Annotated in this window: 15 protein-coding genes; 5 read left to right on the forward strand and 10 right to left on the reverse strand. The window is 44.1% G+C overall.

Annotated features, from left to right (window positions below):
• Window positions 1-11: 11 nt before the first annotated feature.
• Entirely contained in the window at window positions 12-437 is a 426-nt protein-coding gene (locus A3IK_RS0102275) for a F0F1 ATP synthase subunit epsilon (RefSeq protein WP_020558343.1), read from the forward strand.
• Window positions 438-533: 96 nt separating this feature from the next.
• Here A3IK_RS0102275 and A3IK_RS21245 read toward each other — a convergent pair whose 3' ends face one another.
• Window positions 534-758 (reverse strand): hypothetical protein, encoded by a 225-nt coding sequence (locus tag A3IK_RS21245; RefSeq protein WP_162596605.1) that lies wholly within the window; start codon window positions 756-758, stop codon window positions 534-536.
• A gap of 250 nt (window positions 759-1,008) precedes the next feature.
• Here A3IK_RS21245 and glmU point away from each other — a divergent pair, with 250 nt between their 5' ends.
• Window positions 1,009-2,373 (forward strand): bifunctional UDP-N-acetylglucosamine diphosphorylase/glucosamine-1-phosphate N-acetyltransferase GlmU, encoded by a 1,365-nt coding sequence (glmU, locus tag A3IK_RS0102280; protein ID WP_020558344.1) that lies wholly within the window; start codon window positions 1,009-1,011, stop codon window positions 2,371-2,373.
• 5 nt (window positions 2,374-2,378) lie between these two features.
• Window positions 2,379-4,217 carry a glutamine--fructose-6-phosphate transaminase (isomerizing) gene (glmS, locus tag A3IK_RS0102285; protein ID WP_020558345.1) on the forward strand — a complete coding sequence of 613 codons (1,839 nt, stop codon included), beginning with the start codon at window positions 2,379-2,381 and terminating at the stop codon, window positions 4,215-4,217.
• Between the two features lie 74 nt (window positions 4,218-4,291).
• Here the strand turns inward: glmS and cueR are convergent, their stop codons facing one another.
• Both cueR and A3IK_RS0102295 read right to left on the reverse strand, forming a co-directional pair.
• Window positions 4,292-4,684: a Cu(I)-responsive transcriptional regulator gene (cueR, locus tag A3IK_RS0102290; protein ID WP_020558346.1), complete on the reverse strand. Its 393-nt coding sequence runs from the start codon at window positions 4,682-4,684 to the stop codon at window positions 4,292-4,294.
• A gap of 72 nt (window positions 4,685-4,756) precedes the next feature.
• Window positions 4,757-7,231: a heavy metal translocating P-type ATPase gene (locus A3IK_RS0102295; protein WP_020558347.1), complete on the reverse strand. Its 2,475-nt coding sequence runs from the start codon at window positions 7,229-7,231 to the stop codon at window positions 4,757-4,759.
• A 151-nt stretch (window positions 7,232-7,382) separates the two neighbouring features.
• Here A3IK_RS0102295 and A3IK_RS0102300 point away from each other — a divergent pair, with 151 nt between their 5' ends.
• Window positions 7,383-7,577, forward strand: a complete 195-nt coding sequence (locus tag A3IK_RS0102300) for a heavy-metal-associated domain-containing protein (protein WP_020558348.1) — start codon at window positions 7,383-7,385, stop codon at window positions 7,575-7,577.
• Between the two features lie 50 nt (window positions 7,578-7,627).
• Here the strand turns inward: A3IK_RS0102300 and moaC are convergent, their stop codons facing one another.
• The 3 genes from moaC to A3IK_RS0102315 all read right to left on the reverse strand — a co-directional run bounded on the left by moaC (window position 7,628) and on the right by A3IK_RS0102315 (window position 11,000).
• Window positions 7,628-8,107, reverse strand: a complete 480-nt coding sequence (moaC, locus tag A3IK_RS0102305; RefSeq protein WP_020558349.1) for a cyclic pyranopterin monophosphate synthase MoaC — start codon at window positions 8,105-8,107, stop codon at window positions 7,628-7,630.
• 3 nt (window positions 8,108-8,110) lie between these two features.
• Window positions 8,111-9,568 carry a S41 family peptidase gene (locus tag A3IK_RS0102310; protein WP_020558350.1) on the reverse strand — a complete coding sequence of 486 codons (1,458 nt, stop codon included), beginning with the start codon at window positions 9,566-9,568 and terminating at the stop codon, window positions 8,111-8,113.
• Window positions 9,569-9,722: 154 nt separating this feature from the next.
• On the reverse strand, window positions 9,723-11,000 hold the full coding sequence (locus A3IK_RS0102315) for a murein hydrolase activator EnvC family protein (protein ID WP_162596606.1): 1,278 nt from the start codon (window positions 10,998-11,000) through the stop codon (window positions 9,723-9,725).
• A gap of 247 nt (window positions 11,001-11,247) precedes the next feature.
• Here A3IK_RS0102315 and A3IK_RS0102320 point away from each other — a divergent pair, with 247 nt between their 5' ends.
• Window positions 11,248-12,747, forward strand: a complete 1,500-nt coding sequence (locus tag A3IK_RS0102320) for a CoA-acylating methylmalonate-semialdehyde dehydrogenase (RefSeq protein WP_020558352.1) — start codon at window positions 11,248-11,250, stop codon at window positions 12,745-12,747.
• 101 nt (window positions 12,748-12,848) lie between these two features.
• Here the strand turns inward: A3IK_RS0102320 and A3IK_RS0102325 are convergent, their stop codons facing one another.
• The 4 genes from A3IK_RS0102325 to A3IK_RS0102340 form a co-directional block, all read right to left on the reverse strand.
• Entirely contained in the window at window positions 12,849-14,009 is a 1,161-nt protein-coding gene (locus A3IK_RS0102325; RefSeq protein ID WP_020558353.1) for a mechanosensitive ion channel, read from the reverse strand.
• A gap of 40 nt (window positions 14,010-14,049) precedes the next feature.
• Entirely contained in the window at window positions 14,050-15,057 is a 1,008-nt protein-coding gene (locus tag A3IK_RS20035; protein ID WP_020558354.1) for an OmpA family protein, read from the reverse strand.
• Window positions 15,058-15,326: 269 nt separating this feature from the next.
• A complete protein-coding gene (locus A3IK_RS0102335; protein ID WP_020558355.1) occupies window positions 15,327-17,231 on the reverse strand; it encodes an ATP-binding cassette domain-containing protein in 1,905 nt (634 codons plus the stop codon).
• A gap of 84 nt (window positions 17,232-17,315) precedes the next feature.
• Window positions 17,316-17,897 (reverse strand): DUF3501 family protein, encoded by a 582-nt coding sequence (locus A3IK_RS0102340; protein WP_020558356.1) that lies wholly within the window; start codon window positions 17,895-17,897, stop codon window positions 17,316-17,318.
• Between the last annotated feature and the right edge of the window lies 1 nt (window position 17,898).

The raw sequence follows: 17,898 nt of genomic DNA on the forward strand, positions 1-17,898 counted from the left end.
GAGGTATTCTTATGGCAATGACTATACGTCTTGATGTAGTAAGTGCAGAAAAGAAGCTATTTTCCGGTATGGTATATGAGGTGAGTGTACCAGGGGTGATGGGTGAATTAGGTATTTATCCACGTCACGCTCAGCTCATTTCACCACTGCGCCCCGGAGAGTTACGCTATAAACCTGAAAATGGTGATGCAGCTTCTTTATTTGTGTCAGGTGGTATTGTTGAGGTTCAACCCTATGTAGTAACGGTATTAGCCGATACTGCTATTCGGGCAGATGACCTTGATGAGAAAGCCGCTATTGAGGCTAAAAAACGTGCAGAGGATGCGTTAGCAGGTAAAGATCCTGAGGATCTGAACTACGAAACGCTACAAGCCGAACTCGAAGCCGCTAAAGCGCAAATCGAAATGCTGCAACGGATTAGTAAAAACCGTCGCTAAGCAGAGTAGTCTCTGACACCATAATCACAAAAAGCGCCTCTTAAGGCGCTTTTTGTTTAGATGATATAAAAATTAAAGTCCAGCCGTAGTAGAGGATCAAGAGCGTTTGGATTGGCTTTCTGCCCAGAAAGTCCTATCACACTCCTGACACAAAAAATATTTACGATTAGGGGAAAAGAAACGTTGCCACCAGTTTCGATGTAGGCGCGACACATAACCATCTACTTTTTGACAATGCGGACAGATGATTTGGTTTTGCTTTACAGCTTCGGCATGATCAGCCATTGCAGTGTTGCCATAGAGTAACTGAGAATTAGACATAATTGCCTCCCTTATACTTATATACTTAGCACACTCAGAACTTATACGAAAAACTATTTCAGAAAAGGTTCAAATGAAAATTACTTTTCCGACAAACGGTAGTTTTTTGTGACTTAATGTCATTAATGACAGGAAAATCAAAACTATTTCTATCTTAACCCTACTAAACTTAATAAAAGCTATTGTTAGAATGATTTTAGTAGCGTTATCTTTAGCTCATTTATTCGTTAGCCAGTATTAACTATTATTTATGATATCATTATTTCCAATTATTCTAGCAGCGGGTCAAGGTACTCGTATGCGCTCTGCTCTGCCTAAAGTACTACACACGATTGCAGGCAAGCCTATGTTACAGCATGTAATCGATGCGTTTGAACCACTGTCCGTCGCCCGCATAGCCATTGTTTACGGCCATGGTGCGGAGCAAGTACGACAACAGATCACGGGTAAGCAGTTACTCTGGGCATTACAAGCCGAGCAAAAAGGTACAGGACATGCCGTGCAACAAGCTATTGGCTTAGCACAAGATAATGACCTAGTACTGATTGCTTATGGTGATGTTCCTTTAATCCGCTCGGAAACCTTAACTGAACTTGCTCAAGGTTTAGGGCAGGCTACCCTGTGTATTTTAACGACCAAAGTCGCTAATCCTAAAGGGTATGGGCGTCTGCTGCGTGATACATCAGGCAAGGTGGTTGCCATTGTTGAGGAAAAAGATGCCAATGTAGAGCAGCGCCTGATCAATGAGATCAATACCGGCTTTATGGTGGCACGTGCGAGTGATTGGAAGCGTTGGCTTAAACAACTCACCCCACAGAATGCTCAAGGTGAGTATTATTTAACCGATTGTGTGGGTTTAGCAGTCGCTGAAGGCTGGCTCGTGAACACGGTGCTCTGTGAAGACTCGCAAGAGGTGGAGGGCATTAATAACCGTGTGCAACTCGCCCAATTAGAGCGGGTAGCCCAAAGACGTCAAGTAGAGCAATTAATGCTAAATGGTGTCACCGTGGTTGACCCGATGCGTCTTGATATTCGTGGCAAAGTCACCGCACAAATGGATACCTATATTGATGTGAATGTAGTGCTGCAAGGTGATGTTGTTCTGGGGAAAAATGTTGTTATTGAACCTAACTGCGTGATTAAAGACTCTACTATTGGTGATTTTTGCCATATCAAGGCTAATAGCGTGATTGAGTCTGCCATTATTGCGGATGATTGTGATATTGGGCCTTTTGCCCGCATCAGAGCCGGAACAGTGTTAGAGGCTGAGGCGAAAGTGGGTAATTTTGTTGAAACCAAAAAAGCCCATATCGGTTTTGGCAGTAAAGTAAGCCACTTAAGCTATATTGGTGATGCAACTATCGGTGCCAATGTTAATGTCGGTGCTGGTACGATTACTTGTAATTATGACGGTGTGAATAAACACCAAACGGTGATTGAGGACGGGGCTTTCATTGGATCGTGTTCACAATTAGTGGCACCCGTGACCGTTGGAGCCGGTGCGACCATTGGCGCTGGTTCTACTATCACTAAAAATGCTCCACCTGATAAGTTAACCCTAACCCGTGCCCCACAAAAAACGATTGATAACTGGAAACGTCCAGTTAAGGAGTAATAGTAATGTGTGGAATTGTTGGCGCTGTTGCACAGCGTCCGGTGACAGAAATTCTCCTCGAAGGTTTACGGCGGCTAGAATACCGTGGCTATGACTCAGCGGGTCTTGCAGTAATTGATGAGCAAGGCCAGTTAGTCCGTAGTCGTGCCTTAGGTCGAGTAGCGAGCTTACAAGAGCGCTTACACAAGGAGCCTATTGAGGGACATATTGGTATTGCTCATACCCGTTGGGCCACGCATGGCGTACCCGCAGAGCATAATGCTCACCCGCACTTTAGTAATGATCGGGTAGGGTTGGTACATAATGGTATTGTGGAAAATCATGCTGAATTACGTGCTGAGCTGAAAACACAAGGGTATGTATTCACCTCTGAAACCGATACCGAAGTGGTCGCACATTTACTGAGTCGTGCTCTAGAAAATGGTGATGACCTCATGCAAGCGATGCTTAATGTACGCTCGCAACTCATTGGAGCTTATAGTTTTGCTGTGATAGCTCATGATGATCCCGAAACCTTAATTGTCGCTCGCCAGGGAAGTCCTTTGGTGATTGGCTTAGGTTTGGGGGAAAACTTCGTAGGCTCCGATATTCAAGCGCTATTACCCGTTACTTCACGCTTTATTTATTTAGAAAATGGCGATGTAGCACGGGTGAAGCGTTATGGTATTGAAATCTTTGATGTTAATAATCGACCCATAGAGCGTCCCGTTAAGCAATCCAATGTGAATTCGTTTGCCTCGGATTTGGGTGAGTATCGTCACTTTATGCTCAAAGAAATTTTTGAGCAGCCTAGTGCTATTGCAGCTACTTTAGAGGGACGCATTGCTGCTAATGGGATTAATTGGGGAACCATTAAAGGGCAACAAGTGCAGGAGCGCCTAGCTCAAGTCGAGTCTATTCAGATTATTGCGTGTGGTACTAGCTTTCACTCAGGACTAGTCGGGCGTTATTGGATTGAGGCTTTAACCGATATTCCGTGCCAGATTGAAGTCGCTAGCGAGTACCGTTATCGTCGTCAACCACCGCGTAAAAACCAATTAGTTATTACTATTTCACAATCCGGTGAAACGGCAGATACTTTAGCGGCTTTAGAGAAAATCAAACAAGAAGGTAGTTGTTTAGCCTCACTCACGATTTGCAATGTGCCCGAAAGTTCATTGACCCGTGAATCGGATTGGTCGTTAATGACGGTTGCAGGCCCTGAAATTGGTGTAGCCTCTACTAAAGCATTTACCACCCAATTAGTAGCATTGCAGCTATTAGTTGGCTTGTTAATTCAAGCCAAGGGTGGAGATATTAGTAAGGTCGAGCAACTGAGTAATGGATTGCGTCAGTTACCTTTATTGATTGAGCAAGCACTGAATCTAAATGATGCGATTGAAACGTTAGCCGAGCGCTTTTTAGAAAAGCAACATGCTTTATTTTTAGGGCGCGGTGAAATGTATCCGATTGCCTTAGAAGGCGCTTTAAAACTCAAGGAAATCTCTTATATTCATGCTGAAGCTTATCCAGCGGGCGAGTTAAAACATGGCCCACTGGCTTTAGTCGATAGTGAAATGCCGATTATTACGGTAGCACCTAATACCGCTTTATTAGAGAAACTCAAATCTAATTTAGAAGAAGTGCGCTCACGCGGTGGGGAGTTATATGTGTTTGCCGATAAAGAGGCACATATTCAACCTTTTAGCAATTTACATGTGCTGGAAATGCCGCATGTGCCTGAGTTATTGACTCCGATTGTGTATACCATTCCACTGCAATTATTGTCATATCATGTGGCGGTATTGAAAGGCACAGATGTAGATAAACCGCGTAATCTAGCTAAATCTGTAACAGTAGAGTAAGTCTTAACGCTCTACACTTAATAAGCCCAGCTATTTTTATTAAAATAGACTGGGTTTATTCCTACCATACGGTTCTATTTACCCTGCTCGATATTTTTTAGAATAGTACAATCTGCCTGACTATCTCCTGCACAATGATCAGCAGATTCTTGTAGCCAATTCACCATATCTTGTAGTTGAGCAATTTTCTCATTTAAGGTATCAATATGTTGCAAGGTTAATTGCTTAACCTCTGCACTTTGCCGTCCGGTATTTTTCCATAATGACAGTAGCTCTTTCATTTGATCAGAGTAAAAGCCTAGATCTCGCGCATGTCTTAAAAAGACCAAGGTTTTGATATCTTGTTCAGTATAAATCCGATAACCCGCCAAAGAGCGTTTAGCCGTATCCAATAAACCAATTTGCTCATAATAGCGAATCATTTTGGCGGATATGCCGGATTGTTTAGAGGCTTGACCAATATTCATGTGTGATCTCTTGATCCTGAAATAAGGGTTAAGCTGTTAATTTTGCCTAACCCCTGATGGAACGGCTCCTAGTTATGCGGTAAGTGTTGGAGCACGAAAATATTTTAACCGTAAGGCATTACCAAGTACGAAGATAGAGGATAGTGCCATAGCACCGGCTGCAAACATGGGCGACAGTAAAATCCCAAAGGCAGGATAAAGCACACCGGCTGCAATCGGTATCAAGGCAATATTATAGATAAAGGCCCAGAATAGGTTTTGTCGAATATTACGGATAGTTGCCTTACTTAATGCAATAGCATTAGGCACGCTTTGCAAATTACCCGACATTAATACTATATCTGCGGCCTCAATCGCCACATCAGTCCCCGTACCAATCGCTAACCCTACGTCGGCTTGTGCTAATGCAGGGGCATCATTAATACCATCGCCTACAAAAGCTACTCGTCCATATTGATGCTGTAATTGACGCACTACTTCGACTTTTCCATCTGGTAAAACCTCGGCTACCACTTGATCAATCTGCAGACGGTTGGCAATCGCTTGAGCGGTATGACGGTTATCACCTGTAAGCATAGCAACTTTTAAGCCCATGTGGTGTAAAGCAGCAATAGCAGCATAGGTAGTGCTTTTAATAGGGTCTGCGACGGCAATAATGGCGGCGAGCTTTTGATCAATCGCCACATAGATAGGGGTTTTGCCTTCCTGACCTAAGCGGATGGCTTCTTGTTCAAAAGCCGTGATGTCTAACCCCAATTGCTGCATATAGCGATCCGCACCGATTTGCACGACTTGCCCTGCTACCTCAGCTTTAATGCCCGACCCTGTGATAGAATCAAAGGCTGTGACAGGTAATAAATCAATGTTTTCCTGTTTGGCGGCTTGTACAATCGCCACGGCAATCGGGTGCTCAGATTTAGCCTCAACCGATGCTACCAATCGCAAGACTTGTTCCCGTGCAAAGCCTGGTTGTATCTGAAAATCGGTTAGAGTGGGTTTGCCCTCGGTCAGGGTTCCGGTTTTATCAACAGCGACCACTTTTACATCTTGCAGGAGCTGCAAGGCTTCACCTTTACGGAATAATATCCCCATTTCTGCCCCACGCCCTGTACCGACCATAATCGAGGTAGGGGTAGCCAGCCCCATAGCACAAGGACAAGCAATAATTAGTACGGCAACGGCATTCACTAAACTAAAGGTTAGCGCGGGTTCAGGGCCGAAAATAAACCAGACGATAAAGGTTAGTAATGCCAAGAGCATCACCATCGGTACAAACCACATGGTCACCTTATCAACTAAGGCTTGAATCGGTAATTTAGAGCCTTGGGCTTGTTCAACCATACGAATAATTTGGGCTAAAACCGAAGCTTCACCAATAGCAGTAGCTCGAATAGTCAAGGTGCCATTCTGGTTAATGGTTCCGCCTACCACTTGAGCACCTGAGTGCTTTTCAACCGGAATAGGCTCACCTGTGATCATGGATTCATCAATATAACTTTGCCCGTCTACCACCTCTCCATCCACAGGTACACGTTCACCCGGACGAATTTCAACTATCATTCCCGCCGTTACTTCGGCAATAGGGACTTCGAGTATTTGTCCATCACGTTGAATGCGTGCAGTTTTAGCCTGCATACCAATCAAATGTTGAATGGCTTGAGAGGTACGTCCTTTCGCTTTCGCTTCAAAATAGCGCCCTAATAAAATTAAGCTCACAATTACGGCGGCGGCTTCGTAATACACATTTACTGTACCCTCAGGCAAAACCTGTGGAGCAAAAGTCGCCACTACGGAAAAGCTATAAGCAGATAAGGTGCCGACCGCCACTAATGAATTCATATCCGGTGCAAAACGGAGTAGGGCAGGAATACCTTTTTGATAGAAACGTCTGCCGGGGAAGATCAGCACTAATGTAGTCAACACAAATTGAATCAGCCAGCTTTGCTGATGCCCGATATTTTCCATGACCCACATATGAAAGGCGGGAATCATATGGGATCCCATTTCCAGAATGAAAACAGGTAAGGTCAAAATAAGTGCGAGGATTAAATCGTTTTTGAGTTGCTGCTGTTCAGTGGCTTTCTTATCACGTTGTTCATTGTGGTCCTGTTCAATAAGTTTGGCCTCATAGCCTGCTTTTTTGATGGCCTGAATCAGAGCCTCACTTTGCACCTGAGTATTACCCTGAATCCATGCGCGTTCAGTGGCAAGATTGACGGTGGCTTCTTGTACACCCTCTACTTTTTTTAGGGCTTTTTCTACTCGTGCCACACAAGAAGCACAGGTCATGCCTTCAATGGCAAGCTCAATAGGTTGGGTAGTCAGCACCTCATACCCGGCCCGTTTAACGGCTTGAGTGAGAGCTGAACGGTCTACGGGTTGAGAGGAGGCAATCACGGCTTTGCCAGTAACAAGATTCACGTCTGCCTGCTGCACACCTTCAACCTTTTTCAAGGCCTTTTCTACGCGTCCTACACAAGAGGCACAGGTCATGCCTTCGATCGATAATGTGTCACGGTAGAGGGGGTTTGTAGTATTTGAGTCCATAACAACCTCTGTCCTTTTCAATGTTTTGTGACCAGCATACAGATTGACATGATGGTAAGGTCAAGCATGTTTCTTTAAAAAATAGACTTGACCTTGCCATCATGACAAGGTTTAAGCTTGTTGTTAATAGATGTTCTATTGGGAGACGACAATGAAACTATTAATTGAAAATATGACTTGTGGTGGTTGTGCTCGTAGTGTGACGGCTACCATTCAGGATCTTGATCCTACGGCCAAAGTGAATGTTGATTTACCCACTAAAGTGGTTAATGTGGAAACAACGGCTAATGTAGATAAGATCGTTGCTGCTTTAACAGAAGACGGTTTTCCTGCCAAAGTGCAATAACCCATAAACTGTCTTACATGAAATAGCCTCTGAATGAGGCTATTTTTATTTTAGCTTGCTTGCCAATGACCGGAACGTCCGCCTTGTTTTTCTAACAGGCGAATATTCGTCAATGTCATACCTTTATCCACCGCTTTACACATATCATAAATGGTTAATAAGGCTACATTAACCGCTGTCAGCGCTTCCATTTCAACACCCGTTTGCCCTTGAGTTTCTACCTGTACAGTACACTGTACTAAGGCTTGAGGGGTAGTTTCGGTAGTAAAATCAATGTGGATATGGGTGAGTGCTAGTGGGTGACACAGTGGAATGAGGTCAGCGGTGCGCTTAGCTGCCATAATACCGGCAATCCGCGCAATGCCTAACACATCCCCTTTTTTATGCTCGCCCGCCAAGATTTTGGCAAGCGTGGCGGGCTGCATCTGGATGGTACCACTGGCAATGGCAATACGGTGAGTCGATGCTTTAGCACCGACATCGACCATATGGGCTTCGCCTTGAGCATTAAAGTGAGTTAAATCACTCATGCGTTATAAGGCTTTGTCAGGGGCACGTTTAATCGCTAAATCCATACCCTTTAGAATATTGAGTGCTTCAAACAACTGATAATCCGTTTCAGCTAAAGGCTTATCTTTACCATCCTTGCTAGCAGCAGGAAGTGGCTTAGATTCTTTAGTCGTACTTGGACTCGTTTCCTTATTGGGCTCTGCGGGTTTAGCTTTGTCGTCTGCTGCAGGCTTATTTTTTTCATCCTCTACTTTTAAAGCTTCGTCAGCCTCATTGGCAGCTTTTAAAGTCGGATTACTTAAGTGTTTGCTTAAATCAGCTTCACTGAGTAAATCAAGATCATCATCAGTATTGGTATCGGCACTGACTTTGAGTACTCTGAGTTCAATATCAGGTTTAATGCCTTCGGCTTGAATGGAGCGCCCTAGAGGAGTGAAATACCGTGCGGTAGTAATCTTAATCGCGGTTTTCTCATCCAAAGGTAATACGGTCTGTACTGAGCCTTTACCAAAGGTTTTTTGTCCGACAATGAGAGCGCGTTTATGATCCTGTAAGGCTCCGGCGACGATTTCAGAGGCTGAAGCAGACCCACGATTGACCAATACCACTATGGGGGAACTATTTAAAAGATCGCCTTTTTGAGCGCTATATTCGGTCTTAGCGTCTTCAACCCGTCCTTCGGTATAGACGATTTTGCCAGAGTCTAAGAAGGTATCCGATACGCCTACCGCTGCATTTAAAACCCCGCCCGGATTATTACGTAGGTCTAGCACTAAGCCACGTAGCTTACCTTTATTCTCTTTTTGTAGGGTATTAATTGCCTCAGCTAATGAATCTGTAGTTTTAGATTGGAAGCTACTAATCCGCACATAGCCATAACCCGGCTCTAAGAGACGTTGTTTAACGCTATTTACTTTAATCACCGCACGCGTGATGGTGACCTTAAAGGGCTTAGGCTTACCTTCACGTACCACTAATAAATTAATATCAGTATTCGGTTTACCCCGCATGACTTTAACCGCATCGTTTAAACTCATGCCTTTTACCGGCTTATCATCAAGGCGAATAATTAGGTCGCCCGCTTCAAGCCCCGCTTTTTGGGCAGGCGTATCATCAATAGGGGAGATGACTTTCACAAAGCCATCTTCCATACCCACTTCAATACCTAAACCACCGAACTCCCCTGTGGTTCCAACTTGTAGCTCTTTATATTCTTCTTCATTGAGATAGTCGGAGTGTGGATCTAGTCCCGTTAACATGCCGCGAATCGCATTACCGATCATTTCTTTATCTTTGACCGGTTCTACATAGTCTTCTTTTACCCGACTATAAACTTCAGTAAATTTGCGTAAGTCTTCCAGTGGGAGTGCTGCCGCATCATCTGCACTTTGTTTAAAGGCAAATACATTGATGCTTATAGTAGCGGTTGCACCTAATAAGACGCCTATTAAAGTGCCGAGAATGAGACGTTGTGATTGCATAAATTTAATTCTCTCTAAGGGGCACGAGCCGCAAGCAAGCCCTTGTCTGTTATTAATAGTAGCAGCTCTACTATTCAGTCATCGATATAAAGTACAGAATAGTTTACTAGATCTAAAGCTGCTTGAATAAGTTCAATTATCATACTAGGGTGTCTTAACGACACCAAATAGCCGGATTCATTGGGGTAGTACCTTTACGGATTTCAAAGTACAAACCATTTTGCTGTTGTCCTCCTGAGTTACCTACCACAGCAATGACTTCATTGGCTTTAATGACATGGCCTTTTTTCTTATATAGAGCGCGATTATAACCATAAATGCTCATATAATTGCGATCATGTTCCACCATAATTAAATGACCATAACCATCAACCCAATCGGCAAAAATAATTTTACCTGCCGCCACACTCCGTACCGGAGCACCTCCCTGCGCTTTAATGACTACCCCATTCCAATGGAGCTTTTCATTACGCCGCGAGCGATAGGCATGTAGAATACTCCCACTAGTAGGCCAAGCAAGTTTACCTTTGAGTTGGGTAAAAGGGCGATTACCGGTATAGCTAACTAGCTCCGCATCGGCTTTAGTGCGTTTGTTTGAGGTAGTAGGAGCGCTGGTCTCCGTTGAAACGTCCGGCGCTTTCTTAGCTGTCTGTTTGGTAACAGGTGGAGGGGGAGTCGCTGCAGCGATTTTAGTTTGGGCGAGAGCAGCTTGTTCACGTTGTTGTGTAATACGTTCTATCGTGCGTTGTAACTGCGCCTCTTCCGCTTGCAGGGTAGCCAGTTGGCGGCTTTGAGTACGCATGTCCCCTTTAAGTGCGCTTAATTTACCCTCACGCTCATCCAGAGTAGATTGTAATTGAGATTGTTGAGTTTTGAGGGTGACGGATAATTCTGCTAAGGTTTGCTGTTCGTTATGGGTGGTTTCACGCAAAGTGGCAATATCGCTGCGCGTTTTATGTAAGCGTTTAATACGCGCCATACGATAATCGTTGAGATAGGCAAAATAGCGTAAGGTACGACTAATATCGGATGGGTCATCTTCCCGCAGTAAAAGGCGTAAATGCGATTGCCCGCCTGCTGTATACATGGCTTGTAATTGTTCAGCTAGCGCGGACTTTTGTACATCTAAATCTCGATCTAGGCTCTCGCCTTTCGTATTGGCCTCTTGTAGGCGTTTTTGTGAGGCTTCAATTTTTAGCTCGGTTTTACGATAGTTTGTTGCTATATCACCTAGTTTCTTTTCTAGTTGAGTGACTTCACTTCTCAGGTTTTGATAGCGATCCTTGGTACTGTCTAAGGTATCTTTGAGTTGTTTGATGTCACGTCGAATAGACTGCGTATCGGTAGGAACAGTTGCTGCACCTAGTGGATAAGCGGCTAAACTCAATAAGATAATGTTAAGTGATATAAAATGTTGTAAGTGAGTATTCACGGCTGGTCACAGGTAATAATTGGTGTGATGTTATACGATCAGCAGTCGCACTTTGCATAATAAGTAGCTTGCCGTCCTTTGTCTAGCATTAGCTAGGCGCGAACTAACAACACTGCTAAGGTCTTGTCTTATTCCTTTATACCTTATCTTTATCCTATAGGCTCCCTTTTATTCCGCTTAACGAGGTTGAAGAACACCGCTCTCCCCCGCAAAATGAGAGCGTTCTACCTATGAGTGAGTCAATATCATGCAGATTCTAGGCCATTTTATTCATGGAGCACGTCTTGCTAGTCAAAGTAGTCGTATAGCTCCGGTATTTAATCCTGCAACAGGCGAGCAGACTAAACAAGTCTCTTTAGCGACAGCGGATGAAACGCGGGCGGCGATTCATGCGGCTCAAGAGGCTTTTGCAGATTGGGGTAAAACCCCACCGCTACGCCGAGCGCGGGTGATGTTTAAGTTTAAAGAGCTACTAGAGCAGCATAAAGATGAGTTAGCAGCGCTGATTACCTCTGAACATGGGAAGGTACTCTCAGATGCACACGGCGAACTCACACGTGGGTTAGAAGTGGTGGAGTTTGCCTGTGGTATTCCACATTTATTAAAAGGCGAGCACTCACTGAATGTGGGTACTGATGTAGATAGTTACACCTTAATGCAGCCCTTAGGCGTGTGTGCGGGTATTTCGCCTTTTAACTTTCCCGTGATGGTGCCGATGTGGATGTTTCCCATCGCACTAGCCTGTGGTAATACCTTTGTCATGAAGCCTTCTGAGAAAGACCCTTCTCCTGCTTTACGTATAGCAGAGTTACTCAAAGAAGCGGGTTTGCCTGATGGTGTATTTAATGTCATCAATGGCGATAAGGAAGCCGTGGATGTCTTGCTGACCGATCCACGTGTGCAAGCCATTAGCTTTGTAGGCTCCACCACGATTGCCGAATATATCTATGCAACTGGCTCCAAACATGGCAAGCGCGTACAGGCTTTAGGTGGGGCTAAAAACCATATGGTGATTATGCCGGATGCGGATCAGGAGCAAGTGATTAGCGCCCTGATGGGAGCCGCTTATGGTTCAGCAGGTGAGCGTTGTATGGCTATTTCGGTGGCAGTGTGTGTCGGTGATGCAGTGGCAGATAAATTAGTGCAACGCCTAGCGCAAGAAATTGATGCGATGAAAGTGGGTAATGGTTTGGACGCAAATGAGCCGCATATGGGGCCTTTAGTGACTAAAGAGCACGCTGCCAAAGTCAAAAGTTATATTGATCAAGGAGTAGCGGAGGGCGCGACCTTAGTACGAGATGGGCGTTCATTTGTGGTCAAAGGCTACGAAACCGGCTATTTCGTAGGCCCTACCTTGTTTGATCATGTAAAGCAGGGAATGCGTATTCATAGTGAAGAAATTTTCGGCCCGGTTTTGAGTGTGATGCGTGTTAATACCTATGCTGAAGCGCTCGCCCTGATTAATCACCATGAATATGGTAATGGCACAGCCATATTTACTCGTGATGGTGATACAGCTCGGCAGTTTTGTGAAGAGGTGCAAGTCGGCATGGTCGGAGTCAATGTGCCTATTCCTGTGCCAATGGCCTTTCATAGTTTTGGCGGATGGAAGCGCTCGATTTTTGGATCACTGAATGTGCATGGCTCAGATGGGGTGCGTTTTTATACGCGGATGAAGACCATTACTAGTCGCTGGCCTACTGGAATTCGTGCGGGGAATGAGTTTTCTATGCCAACTATGAAATAAAGCATAAAGAGACAAAAGCAAACGGGCAGACTTACATGTCTACCCGTTTACTGAGAGTAGGCAGATACCTAGATCTGTCTACCTATCGACTGGTTTGAGAATTAGCGATTTCTCAGTACACGTTGTGCCCAATAATTAGCAATGGCACGAGCCGCTTCACGTCCACCTAAGCCGAATGCTATTGCGGCTGCGACTGCGACAGTACCTAGGGTGAAACCAAAGGCCATGTTGACAATATTATCAGCAAGTCCCATAGCTCTTAGTCCCATCGCTAGCACTAAGCCTAAGATACCAAAGCGTGCAATATTTGCTGTGGCTACACCAGTGGTGGCTGATAATTTATTGTAGGCTAAGGTACTTAACACATAACCAATCACTAAAATCAGAGCGCCTACTAAAATGCTACCGCCAAAGTCTAAGATACGGGCAAAGATATTCGAGACAATATCGATACCTAAAGTACTCACAGCCGCTGTAGTGGCAGTCAACATTGCAAAGAACATAATGGCGTAATTAATGAGTTTTGTGACAGTAAATTGAGGAGTGAATCCACCATAGATACCTAAGCGTTGTGGTAAGGAGTCCACACCTAAGCCTGATAGAAGCCCACTGAGAATATAGGTCACAAATTTAGCTGCAAAATAAGACACAATTAAAATAACAGCCGCACCAATAATATTAGGGATAGCAGCCATTAATTTATTAATCATTGCAGAGGCAGGAACTGTAATAGCTGGAATATTTAACACCCCTAATGCTGCTACTACGATGGGTAGGAGTAAGGCGGCAAAGATAAAGGTGCTACCAAATTTAGCTAATTTAATATCCTCATGCCCAGTGCGTGACATAATATGTTGATCAACGCGTCTTAAACCAACACCAGCAAGGCTGGAAACAATTTTCGCAATAATCCAGCCAGCATAGCCAATTACACCTGCGCCAATAATATTAGGTATGACAGCAACAAATTTATTGAGCATAGCCTTTAAGGGTTCCATTACTCCGGTTAAGCCAAAGTGTTGTAGAACCGCTAATAATACGAATAAAGTCAGAACCGCTTTGATTAAAGTGGCAATAGGGCCTGCTAGGTTAATGCGCTCTAAAAAGTCTACGCGTGTTAATAAGCGTCTAAAGAAGCGAGCAATAATACTGACAATGAATAAGCCTACGATTAATATTAATAGGCCGATTAAAGCATGACCTAATTTACTAGTCGCCCAAGGGCCTAGCATATTAGTAATAGGGGCTAATAAGTTTTCCATTGTTAAGTTCCTTATCTTGTAATAGTCGTTAGTAGTGGTGTTATTCTATGACAATCATTTCAGTGCGACGGTTTTTACGTCGACCTTCTTCAGTATCATTACTAGCAATAGGATTTAAAGGGCCGACTCCTTCAATCTGTAGGCGGTTATTATTTAACCCTAATTTAACTAATTGATCTCGAATGCTTTTGCTACGCATTAGAGATAACAGCGAGTTATCATTAAAATCACCTACATTATCGGTATGGCTGCGAATTAAAACTCTAGTATTAGGGTATTGAGTTAATGTTTGAGCCGCTATTTTAATCTGCTCTAGTGCTTTTGGATTCAGAGCAGTAGAGTTAGAGTCAAATGTGACTTGGTCTAAGATTAGAGATTGACCCACAACAGGCTTTTTCAATTGATTTACTAATTGCTGTTCAAACGCGAGTGCTGGGGTGGCAGGAGGTGTTTCTACAACCGTTGCAGGCTGTGGAGTCACGCTTAATTCGACAGGTTGTGTGCTAGGTGCTGGTGCAGGCGTAACCACTGGGCTTGCTGCTTTGGCAGCTGTTGCGGCGGCTAATTGATCACGTAATTGATCAATTTGCTCTTGTTGTTGCTCAGTTTCAGTACGCACCTTATTTAAAGCTTGTTCATGAGCGGTGTTGAGTTCATCACGCACTTTGGTTAGTTCAGCTTGTTGCTGTTTGACGAGATCGGCTTTTAACTGCCCTAAGTCAACAGTGCTAGGAGCCGCTGCTACACTAGAGCGCACTGTTGCAACAGCCGGTGTCGTGGTTGCCTCTGTGACAACCGCCTCTGTATTCGCTTTGGGTGGTGTGACGGTTAAATCACTGGTATCTAGTGCTAATGATAAAGGAGCAATGGTCGGCGCTGCGACGGAGACAGTGCGAGTAGTGGGTAGGGCAGTTACATCAACACCAGGCGGATTGAGCCAATAATATAACCAACCAAAAAATAATACGGCTGCCCCCGCAACACCATACTCAAAGAGTTGGGGTTCTGCGGTGACAGGCATAAGGGTGGAGTCATCTTGATTAGACATGAGCCTTTTCCTGAGTCGTAGTATTCAGTAAAACCTAAGCAATAACAATTCCTTGCACAGTGGGTCTGACAAGGGTGACTAGTACTTATGGAAAAAAGAGGGGCTTATCCTCAAATACCTATCCGGCAATCTAACAAGTGAGGTTCTAGTACGTATAGTTATTATGGATGCACGTATAAATCACAGAGATAGACGTGCTAATAAACTTAGGTTCAAGGAGTTTTCTCCCTGAAAGGCTCAATAACTGTTCTCAGGTAACAGCTCTAATTTTAATCTTCGGCTTGTGCAGTTTCATACTCCTCTAGTGCTTCCATCCATTCTAGTTCGGCTGCTTCTAGAGCGGTATCATTACTAGCTTTGGTGAGTAATAGCTGCTTTAGTGTTTCTTTTTTAGCATCGAAATATAAATCACTATCACCTAACTTATTCTCTAACTCTACTTTCTTTTGTTGCAGCAATGTCATTTGCTTTTCTAGCTTATCCACTTTATTTTTGAGTGGCTGTAAGCGTTTACGTTTTTCGGCGGATTCACGACGCTGATCTTTACGTGCAGTAGTCGATTGAGTATTAGTAGTTACAGTATTAGGTATAGGATTATTTTCTAGTTCTTCTTGTTTAAAGCGATTTTGTAACCATAGGGCATAATCTTCTAAATCACCCTCAAACTCGGTTGATTTACCGCTATCGATTAAGATTAATTTATCCGTAACCGTTTTTAGCATATGGCGATCATGTGAAACGATCACCATAGCACCACTAAATTCTTGTAATGCCATACTCAGTGCGAGACGCATTTCTAAATCAAGATGGTTAGTAGGCTCATCGAGTAATAATAAATTAGGGCGTTGATAAATGAGTAAAGCTAAGGCTAAACGCGCTTTTTCCCCTCCTGAAAAGGGTGCGACAGCCTCCTCGACTCGTGCCCCATGAAAGGCAAACCCACCTAAATAATTACGTAAATCTTGCTCGCGTGCTTGTTTATCTAGGTTGCGTAAATGCTGTAGGGGGGAGTCATTAGGATTTAATTGCTCCAATTGATGCTGAGCAAAGTAGCCTATTTTTAAATCTTGGGCTTGCCAATAAATCCCTTTTTGCTCTTTTAGTTTTCCAGCCAGAAATTTAATAAGCGTTGACTTACCTGCACCATTAGGGCCAATTAAACCAATCCGATCGCTGGGTAAAATTTGGAGTTCAACATTATTAATAATGCGTTTCCCACCATAGCCTAAGTCCACTTCCTTAATATGTAACAAGCGATCAGGCAGTTTTTCAGGTGGGCGAAAACTAAAGTTAAAAGGCGAGTCTATATGTGCCGGGGCAATCGCCTCCATACGCTCTAGAGCTTTGAGGCGGCTTTGAGCTTGACGGGCTTTGGTGGCCTGCGCTCGGAAACGATCGACATAGCTTTGAATATGCTCCCGCTCGCGTTTTTGTTTTTCATAGGCGGATTGTTGTTGGGCTAAACGCTCGGAACGGGTGATTTCAAAGGTTGAATAGTTGCCGGTATAGAGTGTTAAGCGCCCTTGTTCGATATGGGCGATTTGAGTACAAATGGCATCCAAAAATTCACGGTCATGAGAAATAAGAATCAGAGTGCCACGATAGCTTTTTAGCCATTCTTGTAGCCAAATCACGGCATCTAAGTCGAGATGGTTGGTCGGTTCGTCTAGTAGTAATAAATCCGAGCGACACATTAAGGCTTGCGCTAAATTCAAACGCATGCGCCAACCACCGGAAAAGCTACTCACTGGATTGCGAATTTCAGCAGGCTTAAAACCTAAACCATGTAATAGGGTCGCTGCACGACTTTCAATGGTATAGCCATCAATCGCATCGAGCTTAGCGTGTAGTTCACCTAACCTTACCCCTTCGGCATGTTCGAGTTCTTTGCGTAGAGTGACATATTCACTATCACCTTCTAGTGCATAGTCGAGTGCGGATTGTGAACTAGAGGGGGTTTCTTGTTTAACATGCGCTAGTACCCAATTCGGTGGGCGGCTAAAGTTGCCACTATCGGCACCGATTTCACCACGAATCAAGGAGATTAAGGTCGATTTGCCGGTTCCATTGGCACCCGTAAGCCCGACCCGTTGTCCGGGGTGAATGCTAAAAGTGGCTTGAGTGAGTAATTCTTTACTACCGCGACGCAGACTTAAATCGGAAAATACTAACATAGAGCATACTAAGTAAAAGCTAGAAGGCCGGGAGTATAGCATAAGGAAGTACTGCCTTATGAATCAGTACTTCCTTGTTAAGTGTTAAATCAAATCGGCGCTTAATGACTGCTGTGTAGCCTGATTGACTGTGATGGCATGGTGATAATTAGGATGGTCGACACCCATAGAAATAGTGGTTCCATTCAATGCAGCTTGACGCATACCTGAACTGAGTTCAAAACGTAGAAAATGTACGGCTGCGGTTTTTTCTGCGGTTTCACGGGGCATATCTTCATTAGCAATGGCAAAAACCTTCTCAAACCCGGCAATTTGTACCCATATTTGACGCTCAATACCGATTAAACAGGCTAGCTGTCGTTTACGCTCTTCAGGATCGGGAAATTCTAGCATAAAGGTAGCTTTCCAATTCGAGCCATCAGGAATCAACGGGTTATAAGCATCCAATTCATCCTTAATACCCCCAGCCTCAAAAACGCGCTCAATCCGTAGCATTTCTTGAATCTGATACTGAATAGTGAGCCGATTTTCAAAATAGAGGGTAGCATTAGAGCCTAAAGCGACTTTGCGAGCAGCTTTGTGCTCAATCACTTGTTTTCTAAACGTTGGGCGTTCAATAGAGTATTGTTCTAAGCTCATTAAATCCGCACGAGATAAAGGGTTCATG

This window comes from Thiofilum flexile DSM 14609, from assembly GCF_000380185.1.
Classification (GTDB): domain Bacteria; phylum Pseudomonadota; class Gammaproteobacteria; order Thiotrichales; family Thiotrichaceae; genus Thiofilum; species Thiofilum flexile.

Excerpts from the sequence above, each read along its gene's own strand:
- A3IK_RS21245 (WP_162596605.1), bottom strand. The coding sequence starts at position 758 with ATGTCTAATTCTCAGTTACTCTATGGCAACACTGCAATGGCTGATCAT.
- A3IK_RS0102275 (WP_020558343.1), top strand. The coding sequence starts at position 12 with ATGGCAATGACTATACGTCTTGATGTAGTAAGTGCAGAAAAGAAGCTA.
- cueR (WP_020558346.1), bottom strand. The coding sequence starts at position 4,684 with ATGAATATTGGTCAAGCCTCTAAACAATCCGGCATATCCGCCAAAATG.
- moaC (WP_020558349.1), bottom strand. The coding sequence starts at position 8,107 with ATGAGTGATTTAACTCACTTTAATGCTCAAGGCGAAGCCCATATGGTC.
- A3IK_RS0102300 (WP_020558348.1), top strand. The coding sequence starts at position 7,383 with ATGAAACTATTAATTGAAAATATGACTTGTGGTGGTTGTGCTCGTAGT.
- A3IK_RS0102340 (WP_020558356.1), bottom strand. The coding sequence starts at position 17,897 with ATGAACCCTTTATCTCGTGCGGATTTAATGAGCTTAGAACAATACTCT.
- A3IK_RS0102335 (WP_020558355.1), bottom strand. The coding sequence starts at position 17,231 with ATGTTAGTATTTTCCGATTTAAGTCTGCGTCGCGGTAGTAAAGAATTA.
- A3IK_RS0102320 (WP_020558352.1), top strand. The coding sequence starts at position 11,248 with ATGCAGATTCTAGGCCATTTTATTCATGGAGCACGTCTTGCTAGTCAA.
- glmU (WP_020558344.1), top strand. The coding sequence starts at position 1,009 with ATGATATCATTATTTCCAATTATTCTAGCAGCGGGTCAAGGTACTCGT.
- A3IK_RS0102310 (WP_020558350.1), bottom strand. The coding sequence starts at position 9,568 with ATGCAATCACAACGTCTCATTCTCGGCACTTTAATAGGCGTCTTATTA.
- A3IK_RS0102325 (WP_020558353.1), bottom strand. The coding sequence starts at position 14,009 with ATGGAAAACTTATTAGCCCCTATTACTAATATGCTAGGCCCTTGGGCG.
- A3IK_RS0102295 (WP_020558347.1), bottom strand. The coding sequence starts at position 7,231 with ATGGACTCAAATACTACAAACCCCCTCTACCGTGACACATTATCGATC.
- glmS (WP_020558345.1), top strand. The coding sequence starts at position 2,379 with ATGTGTGGAATTGTTGGCGCTGTTGCACAGCGTCCGGTGACAGAAATT.
- A3IK_RS20035 (WP_020558354.1), bottom strand. The coding sequence starts at position 15,057 with ATGTCTAATCAAGATGACTCCACCCTTATGCCTGTCACCGCAGAACCC.